This is a genomic window from Shewanella sp. K8, from assembly GCF_028823715.1.
Classification (GTDB): Bacteria; Pseudomonadota; Gammaproteobacteria; order Enterobacterales; family Shewanellaceae; genus Shewanella; species Shewanella algae.
Genome location: NZ_JAPEHY010000002.1, coordinates 32,706 through 55,057 on the forward strand (window position 1 = coordinate 32,706; position 22,352 = coordinate 55,057).

At 54.4% G+C, this 22,352-nt stretch carries 19 protein-coding genes; 12 read left to right on the forward strand and 7 right to left on the reverse strand.

The window, feature by feature from the left end; genetic code table 11:
• Window positions 1–6 precede the first annotated feature (6 nt).
• The 6 genes from ON072_RS01620 (at window position 7) to fhuF (ending at window position 7,144) form a co-directional block, all read left to right on the forward strand.
• Window positions 7–2,163 carry a TonB-dependent siderophore receptor gene (locus tag ON072_RS01620; RefSeq protein ID WP_425383253.1) on the forward strand — a complete coding sequence of 719 codons (2,157 nt, stop codon included), beginning with the start codon at window positions 7–9 and terminating at the stop codon, window positions 2,161–2,163.
• A gap of 65 nt (window positions 2,164–2,228) precedes the next feature.
• Window positions 2,229–3,353, forward strand: coding sequence for an iron-siderophore ABC transporter substrate-binding protein (locus tag ON072_RS01625; RefSeq protein WP_144224564.1), 1,125 nt, complete (start codon window positions 2,229–2,231; stop codon window positions 3,351–3,353).
• Window positions 3,350–4,399 carry a FecCD family ABC transporter permease gene (locus ON072_RS01630; protein ID WP_144224566.1) on the forward strand — a complete coding sequence of 350 codons (1,050 nt, stop codon included), beginning with the start codon at window positions 3,350–3,352 and terminating at the stop codon, window positions 4,397–4,399. Before ON072_RS01625 ends, ON072_RS01630 begins: the two co-directional genes overlap by 4 nt.
• Window positions 4,396–5,457: a FecCD family ABC transporter permease gene (locus tag ON072_RS01635; protein ID WP_261752735.1), complete on the forward strand. Its 1,062-nt coding sequence runs from the start codon at window positions 4,396–4,398 to the stop codon at window positions 5,455–5,457. The genes ON072_RS01630 and ON072_RS01635 overlap by 4 nt, the downstream gene beginning before the upstream one ends.
• Window positions 5,454–6,329 carry an ABC transporter ATP-binding protein gene (locus tag ON072_RS01640; protein WP_144224570.1) on the forward strand — a complete coding sequence of 292 codons (876 nt, stop codon included), beginning with the start codon at window positions 5,454–5,456 and terminating at the stop codon, window positions 6,327–6,329. Before ON072_RS01635 ends, ON072_RS01640 begins: the two co-directional genes overlap by 4 nt.
• Window positions 6,320–7,144: a siderophore-iron reductase FhuF gene (gene fhuF, locus ON072_RS01645; RefSeq protein ID WP_144224571.1), complete on the forward strand. Its 825-nt coding sequence runs from the start codon at window positions 6,320–6,322 to the stop codon at window positions 7,142–7,144. The genes ON072_RS01640 and fhuF overlap by 10 nt, the downstream gene beginning before the upstream one ends.
• A gap of 151 nt (window positions 7,145–7,295) precedes the next feature.
• Here fhuF and ON072_RS01650 read toward each other — a convergent pair whose 3' ends face one another.
• A complete protein-coding gene (locus ON072_RS01650; RefSeq protein WP_025010695.1) occupies window positions 7,296–9,209 on the reverse strand; it encodes a TonB-dependent receptor domain-containing protein in 1,914 nt (637 codons plus the stop codon).
• A 235-nt stretch (window positions 9,210–9,444) separates the two neighbouring features.
• Here ON072_RS01650 and ON072_RS01655 point away from each other — a divergent pair, with 235 nt between their 5' ends.
• Both ON072_RS01655 and ON072_RS01660 read left to right on the forward strand, forming a co-directional pair.
• Window positions 9,445–10,515, forward strand: a complete 1,071-nt coding sequence (locus tag ON072_RS01655; protein WP_144224573.1) for an alpha/beta hydrolase — start codon at window positions 9,445–9,447, stop codon at window positions 10,513–10,515.
• Between the two features lie 562 nt (window positions 10,516–11,077).
• Window positions 11,078–11,302 carry a hypothetical protein gene (locus ON072_RS01660; protein ID WP_025886758.1) on the forward strand — a complete coding sequence of 75 codons (225 nt, stop codon included), beginning with the start codon at window positions 11,078–11,080 and terminating at the stop codon, window positions 11,300–11,302.
• Here ON072_RS01660 and ON072_RS01665 read toward each other — a convergent pair.
• Window positions 11,296–12,222: a class I SAM-dependent methyltransferase gene (locus ON072_RS01665; protein ID WP_261752736.1), complete on the reverse strand. Its 927-nt coding sequence runs from the start codon at window positions 12,220–12,222 to the stop codon at window positions 11,296–11,298. The two genes, ON072_RS01660 and ON072_RS01665, sit on opposite strands and share 7 nt — an antisense overlap.
• 27 nt (window positions 12,223–12,249) lie before the next feature.
• Window positions 12,250–13,329, reverse strand: coding sequence for an AI-2E family transporter (locus ON072_RS01670; RefSeq protein WP_037474734.1), 1,080 nt, complete (start codon window positions 13,327–13,329; stop codon window positions 12,250–12,252).
• Window positions 13,330–13,396: 67 nt separating this feature from the next.
• Here ON072_RS01670 and folX point away from each other — a divergent pair, with 67 nt between their 5' ends.
• The 4 genes from folX to ung all read left to right on the forward strand — a co-directional run bounded on the left by folX (window position 13,397) and on the right by ung (window position 15,867).
• The gene (folX, locus tag ON072_RS01675) at window positions 13,397–13,765 is read left to right on the forward strand and encodes a dihydroneopterin triphosphate 2'-epimerase (protein ID WP_208126154.1); all 369 of its coding nucleotides are present in this window, start codon (window positions 13,397–13,399) and stop codon (window positions 13,763–13,765) included.
• 46 nt (window positions 13,766–13,811) lie between these two features.
• Complete coding sequence (locus ON072_RS01680) at window positions 13,812–14,711, forward strand: TIGR01777 family oxidoreductase (RefSeq protein ID WP_025010700.1); 900 nt, start codon at window positions 13,812–13,814, stop codon at window positions 14,709–14,711.
• A gap of 232 nt (window positions 14,712–14,943) precedes the next feature.
• Entirely contained in the window at window positions 14,944–15,156 is a 213-nt protein-coding gene (locus tag ON072_RS01685) for a TOBE domain-containing protein (RefSeq protein WP_025010701.1), read from the forward strand.
• Window positions 15,157–15,192: 36 nt separating this feature from the next.
• Window positions 15,193–15,867 carry a uracil-DNA glycosylase gene (ung, locus tag ON072_RS01690; RefSeq protein WP_028780273.1) on the forward strand — a complete coding sequence of 225 codons (675 nt, stop codon included), beginning with the start codon at window positions 15,193–15,195 and terminating at the stop codon, window positions 15,865–15,867.
• Window positions 15,868–15,977: 110 nt separating this feature from the next.
• On the opposite strand, the gene ON072_RS01695 is transcribed toward ung, so the two are convergent.
• The 4 genes from ON072_RS01695 to clpX form a co-directional block, all read right to left on the reverse strand.
• The gene (locus tag ON072_RS01695) at window positions 15,978–17,837 is read right to left on the reverse strand and encodes a SurA N-terminal domain-containing protein (protein WP_261752737.1); all 1,860 of its coding nucleotides are present in this window, start codon (window positions 17,835–17,837) and stop codon (window positions 15,978–15,980) included.
• A gap of 210 nt (window positions 17,838–18,047) precedes the next feature.
• A complete protein-coding gene (gene hupB, locus ON072_RS01700) occupies window positions 18,048–18,320 on the reverse strand; it encodes a nucleoid-associated protein HU-beta (protein ID WP_025010704.1) in 273 nt (90 codons plus the stop codon).
• A 257-nt stretch (window positions 18,321–18,577) separates the two neighbouring features.
• On the reverse strand, window positions 18,578–20,935 hold the full coding sequence (lon, locus tag ON072_RS01705) for an endopeptidase La (RefSeq protein ID WP_025886755.1): 2,358 nt from the start codon (window positions 20,933–20,935) through the stop codon (window positions 18,578–18,580).
• A 129-nt stretch (window positions 20,936–21,064) separates the two neighbouring features.
• The gene (gene clpX / locus ON072_RS01710; RefSeq protein ID WP_025886754.1) at window positions 21,065–22,345 is read right to left on the reverse strand and encodes an ATP-dependent protease ATP-binding subunit ClpX; all 1,281 of its coding nucleotides are present in this window, start codon (window positions 22,343–22,345) and stop codon (window positions 21,065–21,067) included.
• Window positions 22,346–22,352 lie beyond the last annotated feature (7 nt).

Sequence of the window (22,352 nt, forward strand, 5' to 3'; positions counted from 1 at the left end):
ACAAACATGCAAACCCTTAATGGCTTCAGGCCGACCCCCATCGCCCTTCTCTGTTCTGTGCTATTGAGCGCCCCGGTGTTCGCCGCCGACAAGAGCGAAACACAGGAGAAAGAGATGGAGGTACTGACAGTAATCGGTGCCAAGAGCCAGCCCATGAGCTACAAGGCTAGTGACATGAGCACGGCCACAGGTATGAAGCTCTCGTTTCTCGAGACGCCGCAGTCTGTCACAGCCGTCACCGCCAAAGCCATTGAAGATCAGCAGCTCAACTCTGTCATAGATGTTATGACCAGTGTCGCCGGGATCAATGCCCGCCCCTCGGACAACGACAGATACTCCATCAGCGCCCGCGGGATCTCAGTCAGCAGCATTCTCTATGATGGCGTGGCAACCACCTATGACACCCGCTTCAACTATGGCGATAACCTGATGGACAGCGCCCTATACGAGCGCATTGAAGTAGTACGGGGCGCCACCGGCTTGATGCTGGGTGCCGGTAGCCCTTCCGCCGCCATCAATTTGGTGCGAAAACGGCCCACTGCCGAGTTTCAGGGCAGCGTCAGCCTGAGCAGCGGCTCCTGGGACATGCTGCGCGGCGTAGTCGATCTCTCCGGCGGCCTCAATCAGGATGCCAGCATCCGTGGCCGGGTGGTGCTGGCCTATCAGGACAGGGAAAACTGGCAACACAGATATGAGCAGCAGCGGCAAACCCTGTATGGCATCCTGGAAGCGGATCTGGGAACCAATACTCTGCTGGCCCTGGGCAGTGATTTCCAGCATACCAGGCCGGAAGGCACCATGTCCGGCGGCTTGCCGCTGTTTGACAGTGACGGCAACCGCACCAATTACGACCGTCATGTATCCACCGCCCCCAGTTGGGCCTCCGCCAAGACAGATGCGCTCAACGGCTTCGTGACTCTGGAGCACCACTTCAACCCAGATTGGAGCCTAAAAGGCAGCTATATCTATGGTGACAACAGCCTGGAGTTTGATGTGCTCTGGCCCATGAAAAATCCGGATCCCGTCACCAATGAGGGCATGGTCCCCGGCTCTTTGGCCTTTATCGACGGCAGCCGCACTCAGCACACCTTTGATCTCAAGCTGTCCGGCAACTTCAGCGCCTTTGGCCGCAACCATCAACTGGTGGCCGGCGCCAATCAACAAAAACAGGATTTTGCCAACCCCTACTATGGCGCTCTCGGCGCCAGGCCACCTTTGGGAGACTTCCGCCAACCCGGCTTTGATTACCCAAAGCCGCAATGGAGCGATAAGGTGCTTTACGGCTCCTGGGGCGAAACCAAGCAACAGGCTGTCTATGTCGCTTCCCTGCTTGAACTGACCGATGCCCTGTCCATGGTGCTCGGTGGCCGCCTGGATAACTGGGAAACAGATCAGGATAACTTTGGTGCCAAACATGACTATAAGGTCGATGGTGAGTTCACCGGCTACCTGGGGCTGACCTATGCCCTAAGCGACGAATATGCCCTGTATGCCAACTACACGGACATTTTTACCCCGCAAAGCAAGGTTCAGGCAGATGGCCGTTATCTGGACCCCATCAAGGGCAGCAACTATGAGGCCGGGATCAAGGCCAGCCTGTTCGATGAGGCGCTGGACTTGTCGTTGGCCGCCTTTGAGATCCGTCAGGACAATGTCGGTGAGCGAACCGGCGAAAGCCTGCCCAACAGCACTATCCCCATCTACCGCAGTGTCGACGGCACCAAGACCCAGGGTTTCGAGTTTGAGGTCAACGGCTCCATCAATGACAACTGGGATCTTTACCTGGGCTACACCCAGTTTGATACCGAAAATCCCCAAGGGCAAAAAATCAACACCACCAACCCGGAGCGGCAGCTCAAGCTCTTTACCACTTATGAATTCGATGGCTGGCTTCACGGATTGCAGCTGGGCGCCGGGGTCAACTGGCAGAGCCGCATCTATAGCCAAGTCTCAAAACCAGACGGAAAAAAGGTTGAAGTGGAACAAGGCAGCTACGCCCTGGTGAAGTTGATGGCGAGATACAAGTTCAATGAACAGTTGAGCCTGAGAGCCAATCTGGATAACGCCCTCGACAAGAGCTATTACAGTCAGCTCGGCTTCTATGACCAATTCCAGTATGGCGCGCCGCGTAATTTCAGCGTCACCCTAGACTACCGTTTCTGAGCCGCGTTATGCCGTGAAACTACCCATAATAAGGAGCGCCCCGCACTGCGGGGCGAATAACAAGTATGTTGTGTGAAGCAAGGCGCCTGTTGGCGCTTATCGTGTTTCTGAGCCTGGGGCTGGCGGGCTGTTATGACCCTCAGCAAACCAAAGCCCAAACACCGCCGCAAGACGGTTATCCGGTTTGCATTACCACGGCCCACGGGACCAGCTGCATCGAGTCGCCGCCCAAGCGAGTGGTGACCCTGGGAGCCGGGGCCGAAGACTGGACCCTATCCTTAGGGGTTGTCCCCATCGCCATTGAACCCCATTACTGGGGCGGCGATGCAGAGGGTTATCTGCCCTGGTTTCGCCAGGCATTGGAAGCGCAAGAGCTGCCGCTGCCGGCCATCATCAGCAGTTACCCCGAGCTGGATGTGGAGCGATTATTGGCGTTGAAACCGGATCTTATTCTGGCGCCCCAGTCCGGTATCACCCGCGAAAGCTTTTTGCAGCTGAGCGCTCTGGCCCCCGTCATCGCCTATCCGGACAAACCCTGGCTGACACCGGTTAAGCAGCAGGTGGAACTGATAGCCAAGGCGCTCGGCAAAGAACTGCAGGCCGAAGCGCTTTTGAAACAGCAACGGGCTTATATCGCCCGAGTCGCCGCCGAAAACCCTGAGTTCAATGGCGTTCGCCTGGCCTATATCAATGCCGCCAGTCGAGTTGGCAATCTCTCGGTTTATGTCACAGGCGATCCCAGAGTGGATCTGCTGTTGGCGCTGGGGTTTGTATTGCCACCACAACTTTTTGGGCTCAATGCCAGCCGAGGCCACTTCGCCGCCCACATAGGACTGGAGCGCGCCGACATGCTGGATGATGCCGAGCTGCTGCTCAGCTGGTACAGCTCAGACAAGGCCAGAGCCGAGGTGGAAGCCATGGCGGTTATCCGTCGTCTGCCTGCCATGCGCCGCGGTCGGTATCTGGCAATAACCGACCCGGCGCTGGTGATGGCCAGCTCCTACGGCTCGCTGCTAAGCGTTAAATGGGCTATTCCCAAGCTGGTGCCGCAACTGCAACAAACCCTGGCAGAGCAACAAGAAAAAACTCGCCCATACCGGCATCAAGACACACAGCCAGGTGCAGATACAGACGCCCATTCAGGTGCAGATACAGGCGCGCCATCGAATAAAAACGGGAGGCCGGGATGACACACCCAAAAATCTTTCTGCAACCTGGAGATACCCAGTCCCAGAACCGTCTTGGACGTAACGCTTTAACCCTGCTTGGGCTGCTGACGATGCTGGCGCTGCTGGTATTGGCCAACCTGCTCTTTGGCGCCCGCACGCTACCGCTGACTATGCTGGGCAAGCTCTGGCAACCGGCCGCAGACGATCATCTGTCACTGGTGTTACAGGCAAGGCTGCCAAGATTGCTGTGCGGCATGTTGGCCGGCATGGCATTGGCAATGGCCGGTTGCGTTATCCAGGCGCTGTGCCGCAACCCCTTGGCGGATCCCGGCCTGCTCGGCGTCAATGCCGGCGCCAGCGCCTCTCTGGTCACTCTGGGGCTATGGAGCGCAACAGCGGGTTTGAGTCTCTTCTGGCAGGCCTTGCCCGGGGCGCTGCTGGCCAGCGCCTTGGTGTATATGATGTCCAGGGCGCAGCAATCCCAGGGGCAATCCGCTGCGGTCAGGCTGATCCTGGCCGGCGCCGCCATCAGCGCCGTGCTCGGGGCCTATGTCCAGGCCAGAGTGCTGCTGAACCCACAGCTATTTGATGGTTTCAGGTATTGGATGGCGGGCTCCCTGTCCGGACTGGGCTGGCCGGAGTTTCATGCGCTCTGGCCCTATCTGCTGCCCGCCGCGGCACTCTTGTGGCTGCTGGCGCCGGCGCTGAATCTGATGCTGCTGGACAATCATACCGCCAAGGCGCTCGGTGCCTCACAGGGCTGGCAGGGGCTGCTCGCCTGGCTGGCTGCCACCTTGCTGTGCGCCGCAGCCACCGCCATTGTCGGCCCGCTGGCCTTTGTCGGCCTGGCCAGTGCCCATCTGGCCAGGCGTTATCTGACACTCAATTTCCGCCTGCTATTACCGGGAGCCGCTTTGATAGGCGGCGCCATGGTATTACTGGCAGATCTGTTGGCGCGGGTATTGATGCCGCCGGCCGAGCTGCTGACCGGCATCATGGTCGCCCTGCTGGGAGCGCCGTTTCTGTACCTGATGGCCCGAGGTCAAAACCTGAAGGAGGCGTCATGAAACAAACCCGTTTTCCCATCTGGCAATGGGGCCCGATAACCTTAAGAGCCCCCTCATCCGGCGCCATTGGAGCCGCCTTGCTGGCCGTAATCCTGCTTGGCGCTGCACTGCTACTTAGCCTGATGCTGGGACATCAGGGCCTGGCTCCTGTGAGCCTTGCCAAGGCCTTGTTTGCCGAAGCCTCCGACTATGAAAACTGGCTTTTGTGGCAATCACGCCTGCCAAGGGCCCTGTGTGCCCTCGGCGCCGGCATGGCGCTGGGGCTCTCCGGCGCCGTGTTTCAAAGCCTGAGCCGTAACCCGCTGGGAAGCCCGGATATTCTCGGGGTCAATGCCGGAGCCAGTGCCGGCGCCGTCCTCTGGTTATTATGGCTGCCGGAACTGCCATTGCTGCCCGGCGCCCTCTTGGGCACTGGGGTTGTGCTCCTGCTGTTTTTCGCAGGGCTCGGACGCCAATGGCAGTTTTCCCGCAATCTGGTGTTGATGGGCATCGCCATCAACGCCTTTGCCATCGCCCTGGTGCAGTTTGTACTGACACTGGTGCAAAGAGAGCAGGCGCAGCAGATGCTGGGGTATCTGTCCGGCAGTCTGGCACACCGCACCTGGGGTGATGTGCTGCTGATAACCTCAGTGTTACTGCTGGCGCTGCCCGCTCTGTTGCTGCTCTCCCGCCGTCTGTCACTGCTAAGCTTGGGCCAGGAACTGGCTCAGGCGCTTGGCAACCCGGTGCGCCAAAGCCAAACACTGGCGCTGCTGTTTGCCTCCTTGCTGGCGCTGGGAGCCGTACTCTGCGCCGGCCCGGTAGCCTTCGTCGCCTTGGTGGCGCCGCATCTGGCCCGCTTTGGCAATCGTCAATTGGCACTGCTGCGCTCGGCGCTGATAGGCGCACTGTTGCTGCTCGGGGCCGACACTCTTACCTTATTGCTGCCGGGCAACCAAAGGCTGCCGGTGGGCGTATTGACCGCCCTCATCGGCGGCGCCTATCTAGCGCTGCTGTTGAGCCGCGAAATCCGGGGACAACCGCAACTGGCCAAGGGACTGAAAGGAGAAAGATCATGACCCAATACCCTGACTATGACATTGCCCTCAGTGGGCATGAGCTTTATCTCGAGTACGGCCAGCGGCCCATCATAAGCGCCATGAACCTGGCCATCCCCAAGGGTAAGCTGACGGTGATCCTTGGCCCCAATGGTTGTGGCAAGTCGACCCTGCTCAAGTGTTTGAGCCAGGTACTGCCGCCCACACGCGGCCAGGTCATCTTGGGTCACACCCCCTTGGCGCAGTTGAGCAACAAGGCCAGAGCCAGGGAGCTGGCACTACTGGTGCAAAAGCCTGAATTACCGGAAGGAATAGATGTGCAGGAGCTGGTCAGTCGCGGCCGTTACCCTCATCAGAGCCTGTGGCACCAATGGTCAGAGCAAGATGAGCAGGCGGTTGCCCAAGCCCTGGCTGCCACAGGGTTAACCACACTGGCACAAAGGCCGGTGGCCGAGCTCTCAGGCGGCCAGCAACAGCGAGTCTGGCTGGCGATGGTGTTGGCGCAGCAAACCGACTTGCTGCTGCTCGATGAACCCACCTCGTTTCTCGATATCCGCTCCCAGCTGGCAGTACTCGACTTTTGCCGGGCGTTGGTGGATCAGGGCCGCACCTTGGTATTGGTGCTGCACGACATCAACCAGGCTCTGCGTTACGGCGATCACTTGCTGTTGATGCGTGATGGCAAGTTGATTGCCGGCGGCGCGCCTGAATCACTGTTGACCGAGGCCCTGCTGGAACAGGTGTTCGATATCAATGCCAGCATAATCACAGATCCCGAGGCCAACTGCCCGATGATTATCCCCAGACCCAGAGCAAAGCCCAGAGCCGCCGGGCACCATGGCGGGGAGGATTCGACCAACAATGCCACCGGAGGACTGCCGTCATGGGAATGAGTATTGCCAGCGAGCTCAACCAACTATTGGCACAAAAAGCCGCCTTCTATGGCGAGCACTTCAAGGCCATAGAGAGTCTGGAGCAGTTACCCCAAGAAGCCATCAGCTTGAACTCAGTCTTGAGCCAGGCACATTACCCGGCGCTGCTGCAGCAATTTGCCCTGAGTTATCAAGCCAAGGTGTCCACAACTTGTGCCACAAAGCCCGAGATAGACGCCCGGGCACTGCACTCCATGTGGAGCCAGTGGTTTTTCGGCCTGCAACTGCCCCCCCTGCTGCTGTGGTTGTTTGCCAGTCAGCCCGGCAGCGCACTTAACCGCGCCATTGCGGCTGCAGCTTGCAGTGGCAACTGGTACCTTGAACCTTTTGATAACGGCCGGGCGGAAACCTTCTATCTGCTGCTTGATGCAGATGTCAGCCATCCGGCTCCCGCCGGGCAACTTGCCAGTTGGGAAAGCTTACTCGATCAGTTGCTCATTCCCATTGTCGAGCGCCTGGCAGAACTGGGGCCAGTGCCATCAAAGCTGCATTTCAGCCATCAAGCCTATATTGTGCATTGGTATCTGGGTGAGTTGTCACTGCCCGTCAGTTGGCGACAACAATTGATAAGAGAGATGTTCGAGCAAGCTGAGCTGCAGCCACGGATTGATATTGCACCGATTGCCCATCCATTTTGGCGTAAGCTAAGGCTCAAGCAGCAAAGCCCGCGTATCGCCTGTTGCCTGCGGCACAAGCTTCCCTGCACCCAAATGTGCGCCGATTGCCCGCTGGATAAAGATGGCCGCAAAGGCAAAGGGCAAAAGGCCTGCGGTTAGATTACGGCTCAATGCCTTTTGGTGGTTATCACCTGAGCCTTTCGATGGAGAAATAAAATGTTGGCCAAAAGAAAAGCAGCGACAAGTCGCTGCTTTTCTTATTGCAATCCTGGCTATTTAAAGGATTCAGGCCGGGAGTAGGCCCAGACGCTTAGAGGCTCAGGCTGACACCGACAAAGAAGGCACGGCCTTGCAGTATCATATCGCTGTTGGTGTCTTCCTCGGCCGGTTGCTCGTCGGTAAAGTTGGTTACCCCTGCGCGTAGTTTCAGGTGATCGTTCACCCGATAACTGCTGCCGATATCGAAGCGGCTGTAGCCATCCTGACGCACGGCACTGCTATCCAAATATGAACCGAAATAGTTACCGGCAACATACAGCTGCCAATCGTCGGTGAGATACCAATCCAATTGCACATTGGCACTCTGGCGTGGACGACCAGTGAGTTCATCACCATCACCTGTCTCGGTATCGAGATAACTGTAGTTTGCCTTGAGGCCGAGATCCGCCGTGATATCCACGCTGGCGGTCAGCTCTACCCCTTGCAAAGTCACCTTAGATTCGTTGTAGTAAGTACGGGTTGGGCTGGAACCATCCCAAGCCGAAACCGTGATCAGATCTTCCACCTTGTTATGGAACAAGGTTGCAGACAGCTCATAGGAAGGCTGACTCCACAAGGCTGCCAGCTCATAGTTGACACTGGTTTCGGGCTCAAGATCCGCATTGCCCACTACAGTACAAGCGCCGCGGCAACTGACTGAAGAGAAAGTCGGAGATGATTCAAACAGTGCCGGAGCCCTGAATGCCGTACCGACACCACCTTTGAGCACCAATGCATCAGAGGCACGGTAAACCAGATACGCCCTGGGGCTGAAATGGCTGCCGTACTTTTCGTTGTCTTCGTAGCGGCCGCCGAGGGTCAGGGTGAAATCATCCAGGAAATCGAACTGATCCTGAATAAACAGCGAGTATTGTTCAACACTGTCACCACCGGTAAGTGGATATTGCACAGGATCGTCGACTTCAGTTTCAAAGTACTCGGCGCCGACGGTCCAGTCCTGCTGCCACAGGTTAAAGAAGGCCGAGCCTCTGAAGGTAGTGTTTTTCTCTTCGATGTCACGTCCCAAAGGGGGCTGCAGCGAATAGCGGCTGTTGTAGTCGTAGATATCCGACTTTTCCAGGTTGGCCAAAAGCTCGGTGCCACCCCAGCTCCACTCGCCTCTGTGAGTCAGAGCAAAGGTGTTGCGCTCTATCTTCTGCTCGCGTTTTGAATTGGCAGCAAAGGTGGTCAAGGGCACCTTGTCATTATCGTATTGATAATCCAAGTCCAGCGATTGATTGTCTGCCAGCTGCCAGGTGAGCGAGCCATAGAGCTTGCGAGTCTTGCGCTCTTCTATGGTGTCCTGATTCGGGGTCAGTTCGGGCATCAACCAGGCGTCCTGCTCAGCCACCTCTGCGGTGAACATCAGCCCCAGATTATCTGTGAGTTTGCCCGAGCCAAACAGGTTGGTACGACTGCGATCACCGCCCTCGCCGTCCTGCATCCAACTGTACTCGCTGTCGAGTACCAGTTGCCAGTCATCATCTGGCGCCTTGGTAATCACGTTGATGACCCCGCCAACCGCATCTGAACCATAGAGAGCCGACATGGGGCCGCGAACAATCTCCACCCGGGAGATAGCGTCGATGGGGATAGCAGTCAAGTCAAAGTTACCGCCGCGCCACAGACCATTGGAAGAAGAAACCCGCTTGCCGTTGATCAACATCAGTACATAGTCTTCATCCATACCACGGATATAGATGCTGTTTCGGCCCGAGTCGTTGGTCACCACATTCACGCCGACACTGTTTCTCAGCACATCCCCCAGATCTTTGACCGGCATCAGCTTAATCGCTTCGGCATCGATCACCGAGATTGAGGCAGGTGCAGTGCTGAGTTGCTGATCCTTGGCACTGGCAGTAACGACCATATGCTCCATTTCACCTTCATCTGCCTGGGTATAACCACTGACAGCCATGGCGACCAAGCTCAAGGTAAGCAGTTTGCGGCACTTATCCAGTTTCATTCTATTCCCCCGATTATCGCGGCGACGATTGCGCCTTGTAAGTTGTTGCTTTTGGGTAAATCCAGGTAAAGCCCCTGGTTCCATGGCGCGAAAAAGTAGCATAATCCTTACAACATATAAATGATATTGGTTATCATTTACAATGTAATGACGCGAATGTGAGCCAGGCCACTCAAAAGCCCATCAGGGCTGAATTTCAAGCTGAAAATGTCACCTTTACCGAGTAAAAATTTCCATGAAAAAATCACTGTTTATCCCTCTGACGCTATTGTTCGGTCTGCTGGTAGGCTGCAGCGCCCAAAGCCTGGATAAAGAAGCCGCCGGGAAACAACAGCTACTGACGCTGAACTCCAACATATTGGGAGAATCGCGGGAAGTATTGCTGCGTCTTCCCAAACACTGGGACGCCAGGCACAGCAAGAGCTTTGCCCGTTATGTGATCCTGGATGCCGAGCAGCAGTTTGAGCATCTTGCACCCATGCTGGACTATCTGGCTTCCGGGGTTAATCCTGCGATACCTGAAGGCGTCATAGTCGGCATCATCAACCGTAACCGTATTCGTGACTTCACGCCGGTGAAACTGGAAACACTACCCGGTGGTAGACCCGCAGGGCCGCTTTATCAGCAATCGGGCAATGCCGGCGCTTTTCTCGACTTTCTCGACCAGGAACTTAACCCCTGGCTGAATACCAGGCTTGGGCAGCCCGGCCCTACTGTGCTTATCGGTCACTCTTTTGGGGGCTTGTTGGCACTGGAGGCGCTGCGCCGGCAACAGCCTATGTTCAATGCTTACCTGGTGCTGGATGCCAGTCTCTGGTACGACAGCCCGACTTATGCCGATGAGCTCGAGCAGGCACTCACTCAGGGCCAGCTAACAGGCAAGCCCCTGTACATGGCGATAAGTAACCAGGCCACCACCCCCGGACTTGGCCGCAATGACTACCACAAACAGCGAAATCTGGCGCTGGCCAAACATCTGTCGGTGCTGCCGTCTCAGCAACTTATATTTCACAGCGAGTTCTTCAGTGACGAAGATCATCACTCCCTGCCTCACATAGGTGTCTATCAAGGTATTCGCTGGCTGATGCACTCGCAACAGTTGGATATATTCGCCGAGGATTTCAGCGTGACTGAAGTGGTCAGTCGCTTCACGCGCTTGAGCGAGAGCCAGGGTATTGAAATCAAGCCTCAGTATCATGCACTCAAAGGCTTGCAGCGCCAGGCACAAAGACAAAAGCTTGCTCAACAGCAGCGGATATTGACCCAGCTTATCGAGCATTATTACCCCGGCTCCGCCCTCGAATGACTCATCCGTAATTCAATGGCAACAAAAAAAGCGGCAACCCTGAGGTTGCCGCTTTTTCAAGATTTGAGCTGCCTGGCTGAGGCTTAATCCAAAAACGCTTCTTCGTCTTTCTCTACCGGAAGTGATTCAATCACTTCATCCTGCAGTTGGTAGTAAGCATCTTGGTACTCATGAATTTCCATAACAACTCCAGTCTATTCTGTAGGGTACAGGGCGTATCTTTTTCTTGGATTCCTGTTAAGTTCAGGTCCCGACGACACTTTATGCCCGATTCCGGCTTTTCGGAGCCCTGGGTGTTTCCCCTAAGGCGGCGCCAGTATAACAAGGCCCGAGAAAGAATTACAGAAAACTTTCACTTTCGTTACCCCAAACTGGTAAAACCACCTTCAAAAGCTCAAATATCCACCGGTTATGTAGGAAGTGCTGAAAGACTTTCAGTTTGATATGCCCCTGGGTTCTGAGGCGAAATTTTTTAAACACATTGGGTCTAGCGGCGGGCGCTGCAACTGCTATTGCTTAAAGGAGGCCTCCCCGGCCCGTAAATCAGCAAGAGGACGACGCCATGAATCATATTGTCGACTTTGAAGCACGAACCCTCGCCACCCTGCTGGCCAGTGGCGATATATTGGGAATGCGCATGTTTATGGAAAGGATGCAGATGCCCTTGGATGTCCAGGACAGGCTATTGCACCAGGCATCCGGCTTGAGCAGTTTTGATGTCGAAGGCATAGCCGCCCTGTTGGAAGAAGGCGGCCAATCCCTGATCTCTGAACGCCTCAGTTATTGAGTATCCGAGTCCGGTTCTCCCTCATAGCGATACAGCAACACCTTCAATGCCCTGTCAGGATCCCGGTCTGCAAAGGCCGGTGGGTTATCCAGCTGTTTGACAAACTCAAGTTCTGGTGCGGCGTCACTGACCTGGCTCTGCAAAAACGCTCTGTCCAGCTCAGGCGCATTGAGACAGAGCAACAGCTCGGCGCCCGGGTTCAAGAGTTGCGGCAGATGACGCAGCAGTCGCAGATAGTCTTTGGTTGCCACAAAGCTACCCTTTTGGTTGCTGGGCGGATCGACTATCAGCAAGTCATAGGGCCCGAGTTTTTTAAGTTTGCCCCAGGACTTGAAGATATCATGCCCCAGAAAGCGGGCGCCGGCAGTAAGCCCATTGAGCAAATGGTTTTGCTTGCCGATGGCGAGCGCCCCTTTACTCATATCCATATTGACCACTTCATCGGCGCCGCCCTTGAGGGCCGCCACCGAAAACGCACAGGTATAGGCAAACAGATTCAGTACTTTCCGCCGAGCACTGTTGGCCATCACCCACTCGCGGCCGTTTCGCATGTCCAGGAACAAACCATGATTCTGGCCCCGTAACAGATGCAATTGATAACGGCAGCCAAGCTCGCTGGCCAGATGTGGCTCGGGTATCTCGCCGGCAATGAGCTCGGTGCGGGTCTGCCCGGCGGCGCGGTATTGATAGACAAGATTCAGGGCCAGCCCCAAGGCTTGCCAGCGTAATTGCAGACGCTCGGTAACCAGCGCCAGCTCTTCCGGCGTCAGGGGTTTAAAGGCGGTCAGCAACACCACAGGTTCAAACCAATCCAGGCATAAGTGCTCGGTGCCTGGATAACGGCCGCCGCGACCATGAAACAAACGGCCACACTCATCGCCTGGTGTCAGGTCGGTGATGGCTTCCAAAAATAACTGCATGAAATCCTCAACTTCTTATTTCTGCCTTTATTCGGCATCGGATGCCGCTTCTTTATCGGCATTTTCCCGCACGGCAATACTGGCATCGTCCGAGAGCAAGATTGCCAGCCAACTGCCACTCTGGCTCGATTCCAGAGCTATCTTGACTATCATGGTCAGCGGTACGGACAGCAACATGCCGACCGAGCCCAAGAGCCAGCCCCAGAAGATCAACGACAGGAATACCACCAGGGTGGACAGCCCGAGGCCGCGCCCCATGAATCTGGGTTCTACCAGATTGCCCATTACCATATTGGTTGCCAGATACAGGGCGGCAACCCCGCCTGCACCCGCTGTGCCCAGCTGCACAAAGGCCAGCAGTACGGCCGGGATGGCGGCGATGATAGAACCGATATTGGGAATATAATTAAACAAAAAAGCCACTACGCCCCAGAGCAGCGCATAATCCACCCCCATCAGCGCCAGACCGACACCGACAATAACACCGGTTGCCAGGCTGACCAGGGTCTTGATCACCATGTATTGGTTCACTGATTGCAAGAAGCGCTCAATCTGGGATAAACGCATCTCGGGGTCATCCAGCGCCAGATGCACCTTACGCGGCAAAGATTGTGCCTCAAACAGCATAAAGACTATGGTCAGCACGATCAGAAACAGGTTGGCCATGACATTGCCCACGCCGGAAAGCGTATTGGTGGTCAAAGACAAGGCCATGCCGGGGTCCAGATAGGCCAGCACCTTCTCTTTGGAGATGTGAATATTCAGCTCCTTGAGCTTGTCCAATATCCAGGCAAATTGCTCCACCAACTGCGCCCGGTATTGAGGCAATTGCTGGGAAAACTCATTGATGGAACTGCCCACCACAGAGGCCAGCCAAAGCCCAAGTAACAAAATGATCGCCACCAACACAAATACAGCCAGGGCTCGAGGCACGCGGTAACGACTCAGGGCATTGATGGCCGGGCTGCAGATAACCGCAATAAAGGCTGACAACACAAAAGGCACCACTATGGCGCTGGCGGCCTTAATTCCCGCCAGCACTATGACCAGGCAGGCCATGACAGCAAATCCTTTCAGCGCCATGGACGGACGATAGGCTGATGACATAATTGAAATTCCTTGTTGATCTCTGTCACAATCAGCCGTTGCATCAACAACAAAAAGTAGTGACATGATGAAACCCGAATTAGCTATTATACGCATTAAAAACCTGCGCTTGCGCACTTTTATCGGTATCAAGGAAGAGGAAATCAACAATCGCCAGGATGTGATCATCAATGTCTGCATCCATTACTGTGCCGACAAGGCGCGTAGAAGTGATGACATGGAGCACGCGCTCAATTATCGCACCATCACCAAGGCAATCATTAACCTGGTGGAAGACAACCGCTTCTCCTTGCTTGAGCACCTCACAGGGAAAGTACTGGAAATTGCCAGCGAGCATGAATGGGTAGAGTACGCCAGCGTGGAAATCGACAAGCCCCATGCCTTGAGGTATGCCGACTCGGTTTCACTGCAACTGAGCTACCGTAAGCCGGTGTAAGTCAGTCTATACTCTGGAGAAACCTTCAGTGATTCAGGGAGAAAGCATGAATATTTTGCTCACAGGTGCAACCGGGTTTGTCGGTTCAGAACTGGCGCAGCGGCTGGCAAAACGCCATAGGCTGACTATTTTGAGCCGCAACCCCGCGGCGGCCGAGCAAAAGCTGGCGCTGGCACAAACCCGTTACATAGATTCGCTGCAAACACCCGGACTGCTTGAGGAGATAGATGCCATCATCAACCTCGCCGGTGAACCCATAGTTGCCAAACGCTGGAGCGATGAGCAGAAACAGCGGATCTGCCACAGCCGCTGGGATATCACAGAGCAGTTGGCCACGCTTGTCCGCAACAGCCAAAAGAAACCCCAAGTCTTTCTCAGCGCCTCGGCGGTGGGTTTTTACGGGCGTCAGGGGCCGGAACCCATAGACGAAAACGCCACGCCCCATGATGAGTTCAGCCACAGGGTCTGTGCCCAATGGGAGCAAAAAGCCCTGGCGGTTGCCGATCTCACTCGGGTTTGTATCTTTCGTATCGGCATAGTGCTTGGCAAAGATGGCGGCGCCTTGGCCAAAATGCTGCCAGCCTTCAAACTGGGCCTTGGCGGCCCGATTGGCCATGGTCGTCAGGGAATGAGCTGGATAATGCGCGAAGACTTGCTGCGCCTTATTGAATTTCTGCTGGAAACTGAAGCCTGCCGCGGCATATACAATGCCACTGCGCCTCAGCCTGTCAGCAATCGCGACTTCAGCAAGGCCCTCGGCAAAGCGCTGCACCGCCCCGCTTGTCTGCCGGCACCGGCATTGGCCCTGCAACTGGCCATGGGTGAGATGTCGACCCTGCTGACCGAGGGTCAGTTTGTATTACCGGTTCATGCTCAGGCCGACGGCTTTGAATTCAACTATCCGGAAATCAACCACGCCATGAGGACCTTATTCGATAAAGACTAAAAGGTGTGAATAAGTCCCCGTGGTACTCTGGCTGCAAGCAATGGCGCTGACCAGGTTTATTGCCGGCATAAGCCTGTCATCCGGGGACCAGCGCCCTGTATCTACTTCCGACGTGACATTGGCGTCATTTCAATCTCCTCTGACGCTCAAATTTGTTATCGAAGCATCCCAACTTAATGGCAATTCGGTTTATACTCTTGATCCTGCTAATCGTTCTTTCGGGAGAAAACCAATGAAAATCAGTGCACGTAATTGTCTTGGCGGCACCATCAAAGCCATCGAAGAAGGCTCTGTAAACAACGAAGTCACCATTGAACTGGCTCCGGGTGTCGAATTGACTTCCGTGGTCACCAAGGCCTCCTGTGAGCGTTTGGGGCTTAAAGTGGGTGATAGTGCATATGCACTGATCAAAGCCAGCAGCGTGATGCTGGGTGTGGACGAGTAATAGATGAGCAGCGCCGCAAGGCGCTGCTTTTTAGTTATGCATAAGGACATCAGTTGGGCCGAAGTGCTGGGCCCGGAAAAACAACAAGCCTACTTTCGGGATACTCTGGCCTATATCGACGCCGAGCGCGCCCGGGGAAAGGCCATCTACCCTCCCAAAAACGATACCTTCAACGCCTTGCGTTATACACCACTATCGGCAGTTAAAGTGGTGATCCTGGGGCAAGATCCCTATCATGGTCCAGGGCAGGCCCACGGCCTGTGCTTCTCAGTGCCCAAAGGGGTGATGCCACCGCCATCATTGCAGAACATGTTTCAGGAGCTGGCCAATACAGTCCCAGGCTTTAGCTATCCAAGCCATGGCAATCTTTGCAGCTGGGCCAGTCAGGGCGTGTTGCTGCTCAATACTGTGCTCAGTGTCGAACGTGGTCAGGCACATTCCCACGCCCATCTCGGCTGGGAGCAGTTTACCGACAGAGTGATAGAGGCCATAGATAAATACACAGAAGGCGTAGTGTTTCTGCTTTGGGGTAAGCATGCCGGGCTCAAGGCCCAGCGGGTTGACGGCAACAAACACCTTATCTTAAAGGCCCCTCACCCATCACCGCTCTCGGCTCATAGAGGATTCTTTGGCTGCAATCATTTCAATCAGGCCAACGATTACCTCATAGCCAAAGGCAAGCCACCCATAGACTGGCGCTTGCCGGATTAACCCGTTTTATCCGCAAGTTCCAGCAGCCTAGTTAACCGCTGGACATAAACGCTGGAGATAAAAAACCGGTCACTTGGACCGGTTTTTTAACGTTAAATCAATGAGTCAAGTTACTCATCACCTTCTGGATAAATGATCTCGGCCTTGGCCTTCAGCATATCGATAACGGCGCGATAGTCATTCTCACCAAACTGGCTGTTGAGACGTTGCTTGATGGCCGCGACCTGATCGGCAGGTGCGCTTTCAGTATCATGGATTGCATCCAGTACCACTACCGCATAACCGGTTGCCAGAGACACGGTATCAACACTCAAGCCTTCTTTAGCCTTGGCCATCTGGAATGCCTTGCTCACCAAAGCGGAATCTACATCCTGGGTGAAACGTCCCAGGTTGGCGCGGCTTTGCAGCGCAATGTCGGCATTGCCTTCTTTGAGCTTGACCATGTATTCCTGTGCCTTGTCACGGGCAATCTCATTGGCTTTTTGCTGTTTGAGACGCGCTTCAATGGCAGGCTTAACCTCGGCGAATTCCAGCGTACCGGCTTGCTGATGGTCTTTAACGCGAACAACTACGACATGGTTGCGATCCACTTCAAGCAGCTCACTGTTCATGCCCCCCAGTACATCACTGGAGAAGGCAGCCTTGGACAGCTCAGGCTTATCGAAAGGTGCGGGCGCGTTGTCACGACCAAACAGTCGGGTAGTCTTGATCTCTGCACCAACGGCCTTGGCCGCTTCCTGCAGGTTATCAGGAATTTCATAGCTGGTATCGGCAAGTTTCTGCTGCAGGCCATAGAACTGTTTAACAGCTTCTTCCTGTTTGATCTGCTCAACTATCTTGTCTTTCACCTCAGCGAAAGGCGCAGTTTGACCGCTCTGAATATCCAGCAGTTTGATGATATGGAAACCGAAAGGTGTCTTGACCACTTTAGAGATATCACCCTTGTTCAGTGCAAACAGGGCTTCATCGAAAGCGGGATCCATCACACCAGGCTCAAACCAACCCAATTCGCCACCCTTCTCACCGCTCAGGGTATCCTGGGAATCAGACTTGGCCAGCGCAGCGAAATCGGCGCCGTTTTCCAGTTGCTTATGGATATCCTCTGCCTTGGCTTCGGCATTGTCGGTCGAGGCGTCGATCAGAATATGGGCTGCCAAACGCTTTTCTGCGGTCTGGTATTGATTCTGATGCTCATCATAGTAAGTCTTGGCTAGCTCGTCACTGACCTCGATACCATAGACCAGATCTTTGGCGTTAAGCTCGATATATTCCAGGCTGACCATCTCCGGACGTTCAAATTGAGCCGGATTGGTGTCGTAGAATGACTTGGCTTCCTCTTCGGTCACTGTCGCTTGGCCCAGGAAAGGCTCGGCATCAACCAAGAGATAGCGAATATCACGGGTTTGTCCCTGCAGCTTGGCCAAAGATTCTGCCTCACCATTGAGAACAAACTCACTGCCAATCAAGGCGCTGATCAGCTGACGACGAGTCATGTCCACCCGCATGCTTTCACGGAAAGCAGCTTGCTGATAGCCCAATTGGCGCAGAATGGCCTCGAAGCGATCATTGTCGAACTTGCCTTCAGTCTGGAAAGCAGGCTCTTGTCTAATTGCTTCTATGATTTGGGCATTGGACACTCTCAAGCCCATTTCAGCGGCAGCTTGATCCAGCAACTTTTGCGCTACCAGACGTTCAAGCACGCCTTTTTTGATACTGGCCAGGTAAGCATCATTAGCCGCCAGGGCGTCAAACATCTCACCCAGCTGTTGTTCCAGACGGGCGCGCTCGCTTTGATAGGCCTGGTCCAGTTCGGTTGTGGAAATCTCTTCACCATTGACTGTGGCGGCCGGAGCCACTGAGGAGGAACCCAGGTAACTGCTTACACCAGCAAATGCAAAGGAAAGTATCACCAGTACCAAAATACCTTTGGCAATTACGCCCTGTGACCCTTCGCGAATCTTCTCTAACATCAGACGTCTCGCTTATGCGATTAATAGTAAAAAAAAGGCGCATCTCTTGTGGGATGCGCCTATCTGTAACATGAATGGAGTCTGCAGACGCTACTTCAGCTTATCCTCACACTCCGAAACGTCGGTTAACCCGGCGCTTCCCAATCCGTAAAAAGCACTGCCAGGCAGTGCTTAGTCTTTACGAAAGCCCTACAAAGGCTGCGATGTTAATTAGTTAACAGCGTCTTTCAGAGCTTTACCTGCTTTGAATGCAGGGATCTTAGCTGCAGCGATTTTGATCTCTTTCCCGGTCTGTGGGTTACGACCAGTACGCTCAGCGCGCTCACGCACTTCAAAAGTACCGAAACCAACAAGAGAAATTTTGTCGCCTTCTTTCAGACCATCAGTCACAGCTGCGATGAAAGAATCCAGTGCACGGCCGGCAGCGGCTTTAGAAATGTCAGCACCAGAAGCGATTTTCTCGATTAGTTCAGATTTGTTCATGTCATCCCCTTGAATGTAGTTTTCGCGCCGCAACCAAATCCTTCTCTAGAGCGGTCTGCGGAGGCTTTTATAACAAGCTTGATACCAAAGTTCAAGCTCAGTTGGAAAACCAAAGAATTTAAATTGGATACAGCTCAAAGCCAGTTGCCCCAAGGGCTTGGCACAACTGGCTCTCCACAGACCTAGGCTACCACAGGTCTGGGTTTTGTTAAGCCCCTTTTTTCACTTTTTTTAGTGGCATAGGACATTTTCTTGCGTTAGCCCAAATTTTTAACCACTTCAAAGCCCTCGACTGGTCGCTCAAGCGCCAGTTGCAGTACTTCATCTATCCAGCGAACCGGACGAATATCCAAGTCTGCCACTACGTTAGCCGGAATTTCTTCCAGATCCCGTTCGTTCTCCTTGGGTATCAACACCAGTTTGATACCACCGCGGTGGGCCGCCAGCAGTTTTTCTTTCAGGCCACCGATTGGCAGCACCTCACCTCTCAGGGTAATTTCGCCTGTCATGGCAACTTCACCCTTGACCGGGTTACCCGTCAGGCTGGAAACCAACGCGGTACACATGGCGGCACCGGCTGATGGACCATCTTTCGGAGTTGCCCCTTCGGGTACGTGCACATGGATATCACGCTTCTCGTAGAAGTCAGGGTTGATCCCCAACTGCTCGGCGCGCGCCCGAACCACTGTCATTGCGGCCTGGATAGACTCCTGCATCACATCACCCAAAGAACCTGTATAGGTGAGCTTGCCCTTACCGGCAACTGAGGTAGCTTCAATGGTCAGCAAGTCGCCGCCCACTTCGGTCCAGGCCAAACCTGTCACCTGACCAATCTGATTCTTGGACTCTGCCTTGCCATAGTCAAAGCGCTGTACCCCCAGGAAAGACTTGAGGTTGTCCTGATTGACATCCACGTGCTTGGTGTCTTTCTCCAGCATGATCTGCTTGACCACTTTACGGCAAATCTTCGACAGCTCACGCTCCAGCGCCCGCACCCCGGCTTCGCGGGTGTAATAACGGATCACCCCGAGAATGGCACTGTCATCAACAGTGATTTCATTCTTCTTCAGGCCGTTACGCTCAATCTGTTTCGGCAGCAAGTGCTGCTTGGCAATATTGAGTTTCTCATCTTCGGTGTAACCGCTAAGACGGATGACTTCCATCCGATCCAGCAAGGGGCCCGGAATATTCATCGAGTTGGAGGTGGCCACAAACATCACATCGGACAGATCGTAATCCACTTCCAGGTAGTGATCGTTAAAGGTAGCGTTCTGCTCTGGATCCAACACCTCCAGCAGAGCTGAGGCCGGATCGCCGCGCATGTCCGAACTCATTTTGTCGATTTCATCGAGCAGGAACAGTGGGTTCTTCACCCCGACTTTGGCCATCTTCTGGATAATCTTGCCCGGCATAGAACCTATATAGGTCCGGCGGTGACCACGGATTTCCGCTTCATCACGCACACCGCCCAGCGCTACCCGCACATATTTACGGCCGGTCGCTTTGGCAATAGATTGCCCCAGGGATGTCTTACCTACCCCTGGCGGGCCAACCAGACACAGGATAGGCCCCTTGAGCTGTTTCACCCGGCTCTGTACCGCCAGATACTCGAGGATACGTTCCTTAACCTTCTCCAGGCCATAGTGATCTGTATCCAGCACCTGTTCGGCCTTGGAGAGGTCACGCTTGATCTTGGAGCGCTGTTTCCAGGGCACAGAGGTCATCCAGTCAACATAACTGCGCACCACAGTGGCTTCGGCCGACATGGGTGACATCATTCTCAGCTTGTTGAGTTCGGCAGACGCCTTGTCTTTGGCCTCTTCCGGCATGCCAGCTTCTTCAATCTTACGGCTCAGACTTTCAAATTCGTCGTGGCCTTCATCGAGATCGCCAAGCTCCTTCTGGATAGCCTTCATCTGCTCGTTGAGATAGTACTCACGCTGGCTCTTTTCCATCTGCTTTTTGACCCGGGAGCGGATACGCTTTTCAACCTGCAGCAGGTCGATTTCCGCTTCCATCATAGCCATCAGATACTCGAGCCGCTCACCGACCTTGACCATCTCCAGCACAGACTGTTTGTCTGCCAGCTTGAGAGGCATATGGGCTGCCATGGTGTCGGCCAGCCTGTCGGCTTCTTCGATACCTGTGAGCGAAGTGAGCACCTCGGGAGGAATTTTCTTGTTCAGCTTGATATAGCCTTCAAACTGACTGATAGCGCTACGAACCAGCACCTCTTCTTCCCTGTCGTCCAACGCTTCGGACTCCAGGTAGTGTGCGGTAGCAACAAAGAACTCTTCTTCCTGGGTATAGCGTTCGATGCGGGCGCGCTTGCCGCCTTCGACCAATACCTTGACTGTGCCATCGGGCAGCTTCAGCAGCTGCAAAATGGAAGCGACTGTACCTACGTCGAAAATATCGTCTATGCCAGGCTCGTCCAGATCCGCATCCCGCTGCGCCACAAGAATGATCTGTTTATCCTGCGCCATGGCAGTTTCCAAACAACGGATGGACTTTTCACGTCCTACGAATAACGGAATTACCATATGGGGATAGACCACCACGTCTCTCAGTGGCAGCACGGGCAATTCGATTCGCGCTTCACGCTCTAGGGTCATAGTTCGATTCCGTTTCAGTTAAAGATTACAGAGAGTATATTGGGACGCTTTCCCGGCTTTCAATGGTAAAGACAAAAAAAGGAGCCCTAGTGGACTCCTTAATTTTCAACTTGATAGCTTGTTGCTCAGTTATTGGTCACCGGCAGCAGCCTGGGAGTCATTATTCTCGTAAATAAGAATAGGCGCTGACTCACCTTTCACCACAGATTCATCAATAACCACCTTGACCACATTATCCATGGACGGCAGGTCATACATGGTATCCAGCAGTATCGCTTCAACGATGGATCGCAGACCACGGGCCCCTGTCTTACGGGACATGGCTTTTTGTGCTATCGCCTTAAGGGCGTCATCGCGAAACTCGAGTTCGACATTTTCCATCTCGAACAAAGTGGCAAACTGCTTGGTGATGGCGTTCTTGGGCTCGGACAGAATCTGCACCAGAGCTGCTTCGTCCAGTTCACCCAAGGTCGCAACCACAGGCAAACGCCCGATAAACTCAGGAATAAGGCCGTATTTGACCAAGTCTTCCGGCTCAACCTGCAGCAGAGTATCGGTAATGGTGGCCTTTTCGGCCTGGCCTTTAACCTGGGCGCCGAAGCCTATACCGCTACCCACATGGGAGCGCTGCTCAATCACCTTCTCAAGGCCTGCAAAGGCACCGCCACAGATGAAGAGTATCTTGGAGGTATCAACCTGCAGGAACTCCTGCTGTGGGTGTTTACGGCCACCCTGAGGAGGTACGGCGGCAACAGTACCTTCAATCAGTTTCAGCAGTGCCTGCTGCACCCCTTCACCGGACACATCCCGGGTGATGGAAGGGTTATCTGACTTACGGCTGATTTTGTCAATCTCATCGATATAGACAATACCACGCTGCGCCTTGTCGACATCATAGTCGCACTTCTGCAACAGCTTCTGAATGATGTTTTCAACGTCTTCCCCCACATAACCGGCTTCGGTCAATGTGGTGGCATCTGCCATGGTGAAAGGCACATTCAGGAACCGCGCCAGGGTCTCTGCCAGCAAGGTTTTACCACTACCGGTTGGACCGATAAGCAGAATATTACTCTTGCCCAGCTCCACACCATCTTTGGGAGTGCTGTTTTTCAGGCGTTTGTAGTGGTTATAAACCGCTACAGACAACACCTTCTTGGCCTGCTCCTGGCCGATAACATAATCATCCAGATGAGCACGCAGTTCGTGGGGAGTCGGCAGCTTGTCCTGATCCCGGTTGGGCGAAATCTCTTTTATCTCTTCGCGAATGATGTCATTACACAACTCGACACATTCATCACATACATACACAGATGGCCCGGCGATCAGCTTGCGAACTTCATGCTGGCTTTTTCCGCAGAAAGAGCAATACAGCAATTTGCCGCTATCACCGTTGCCTTTGTTGTCACCCATTACTCTA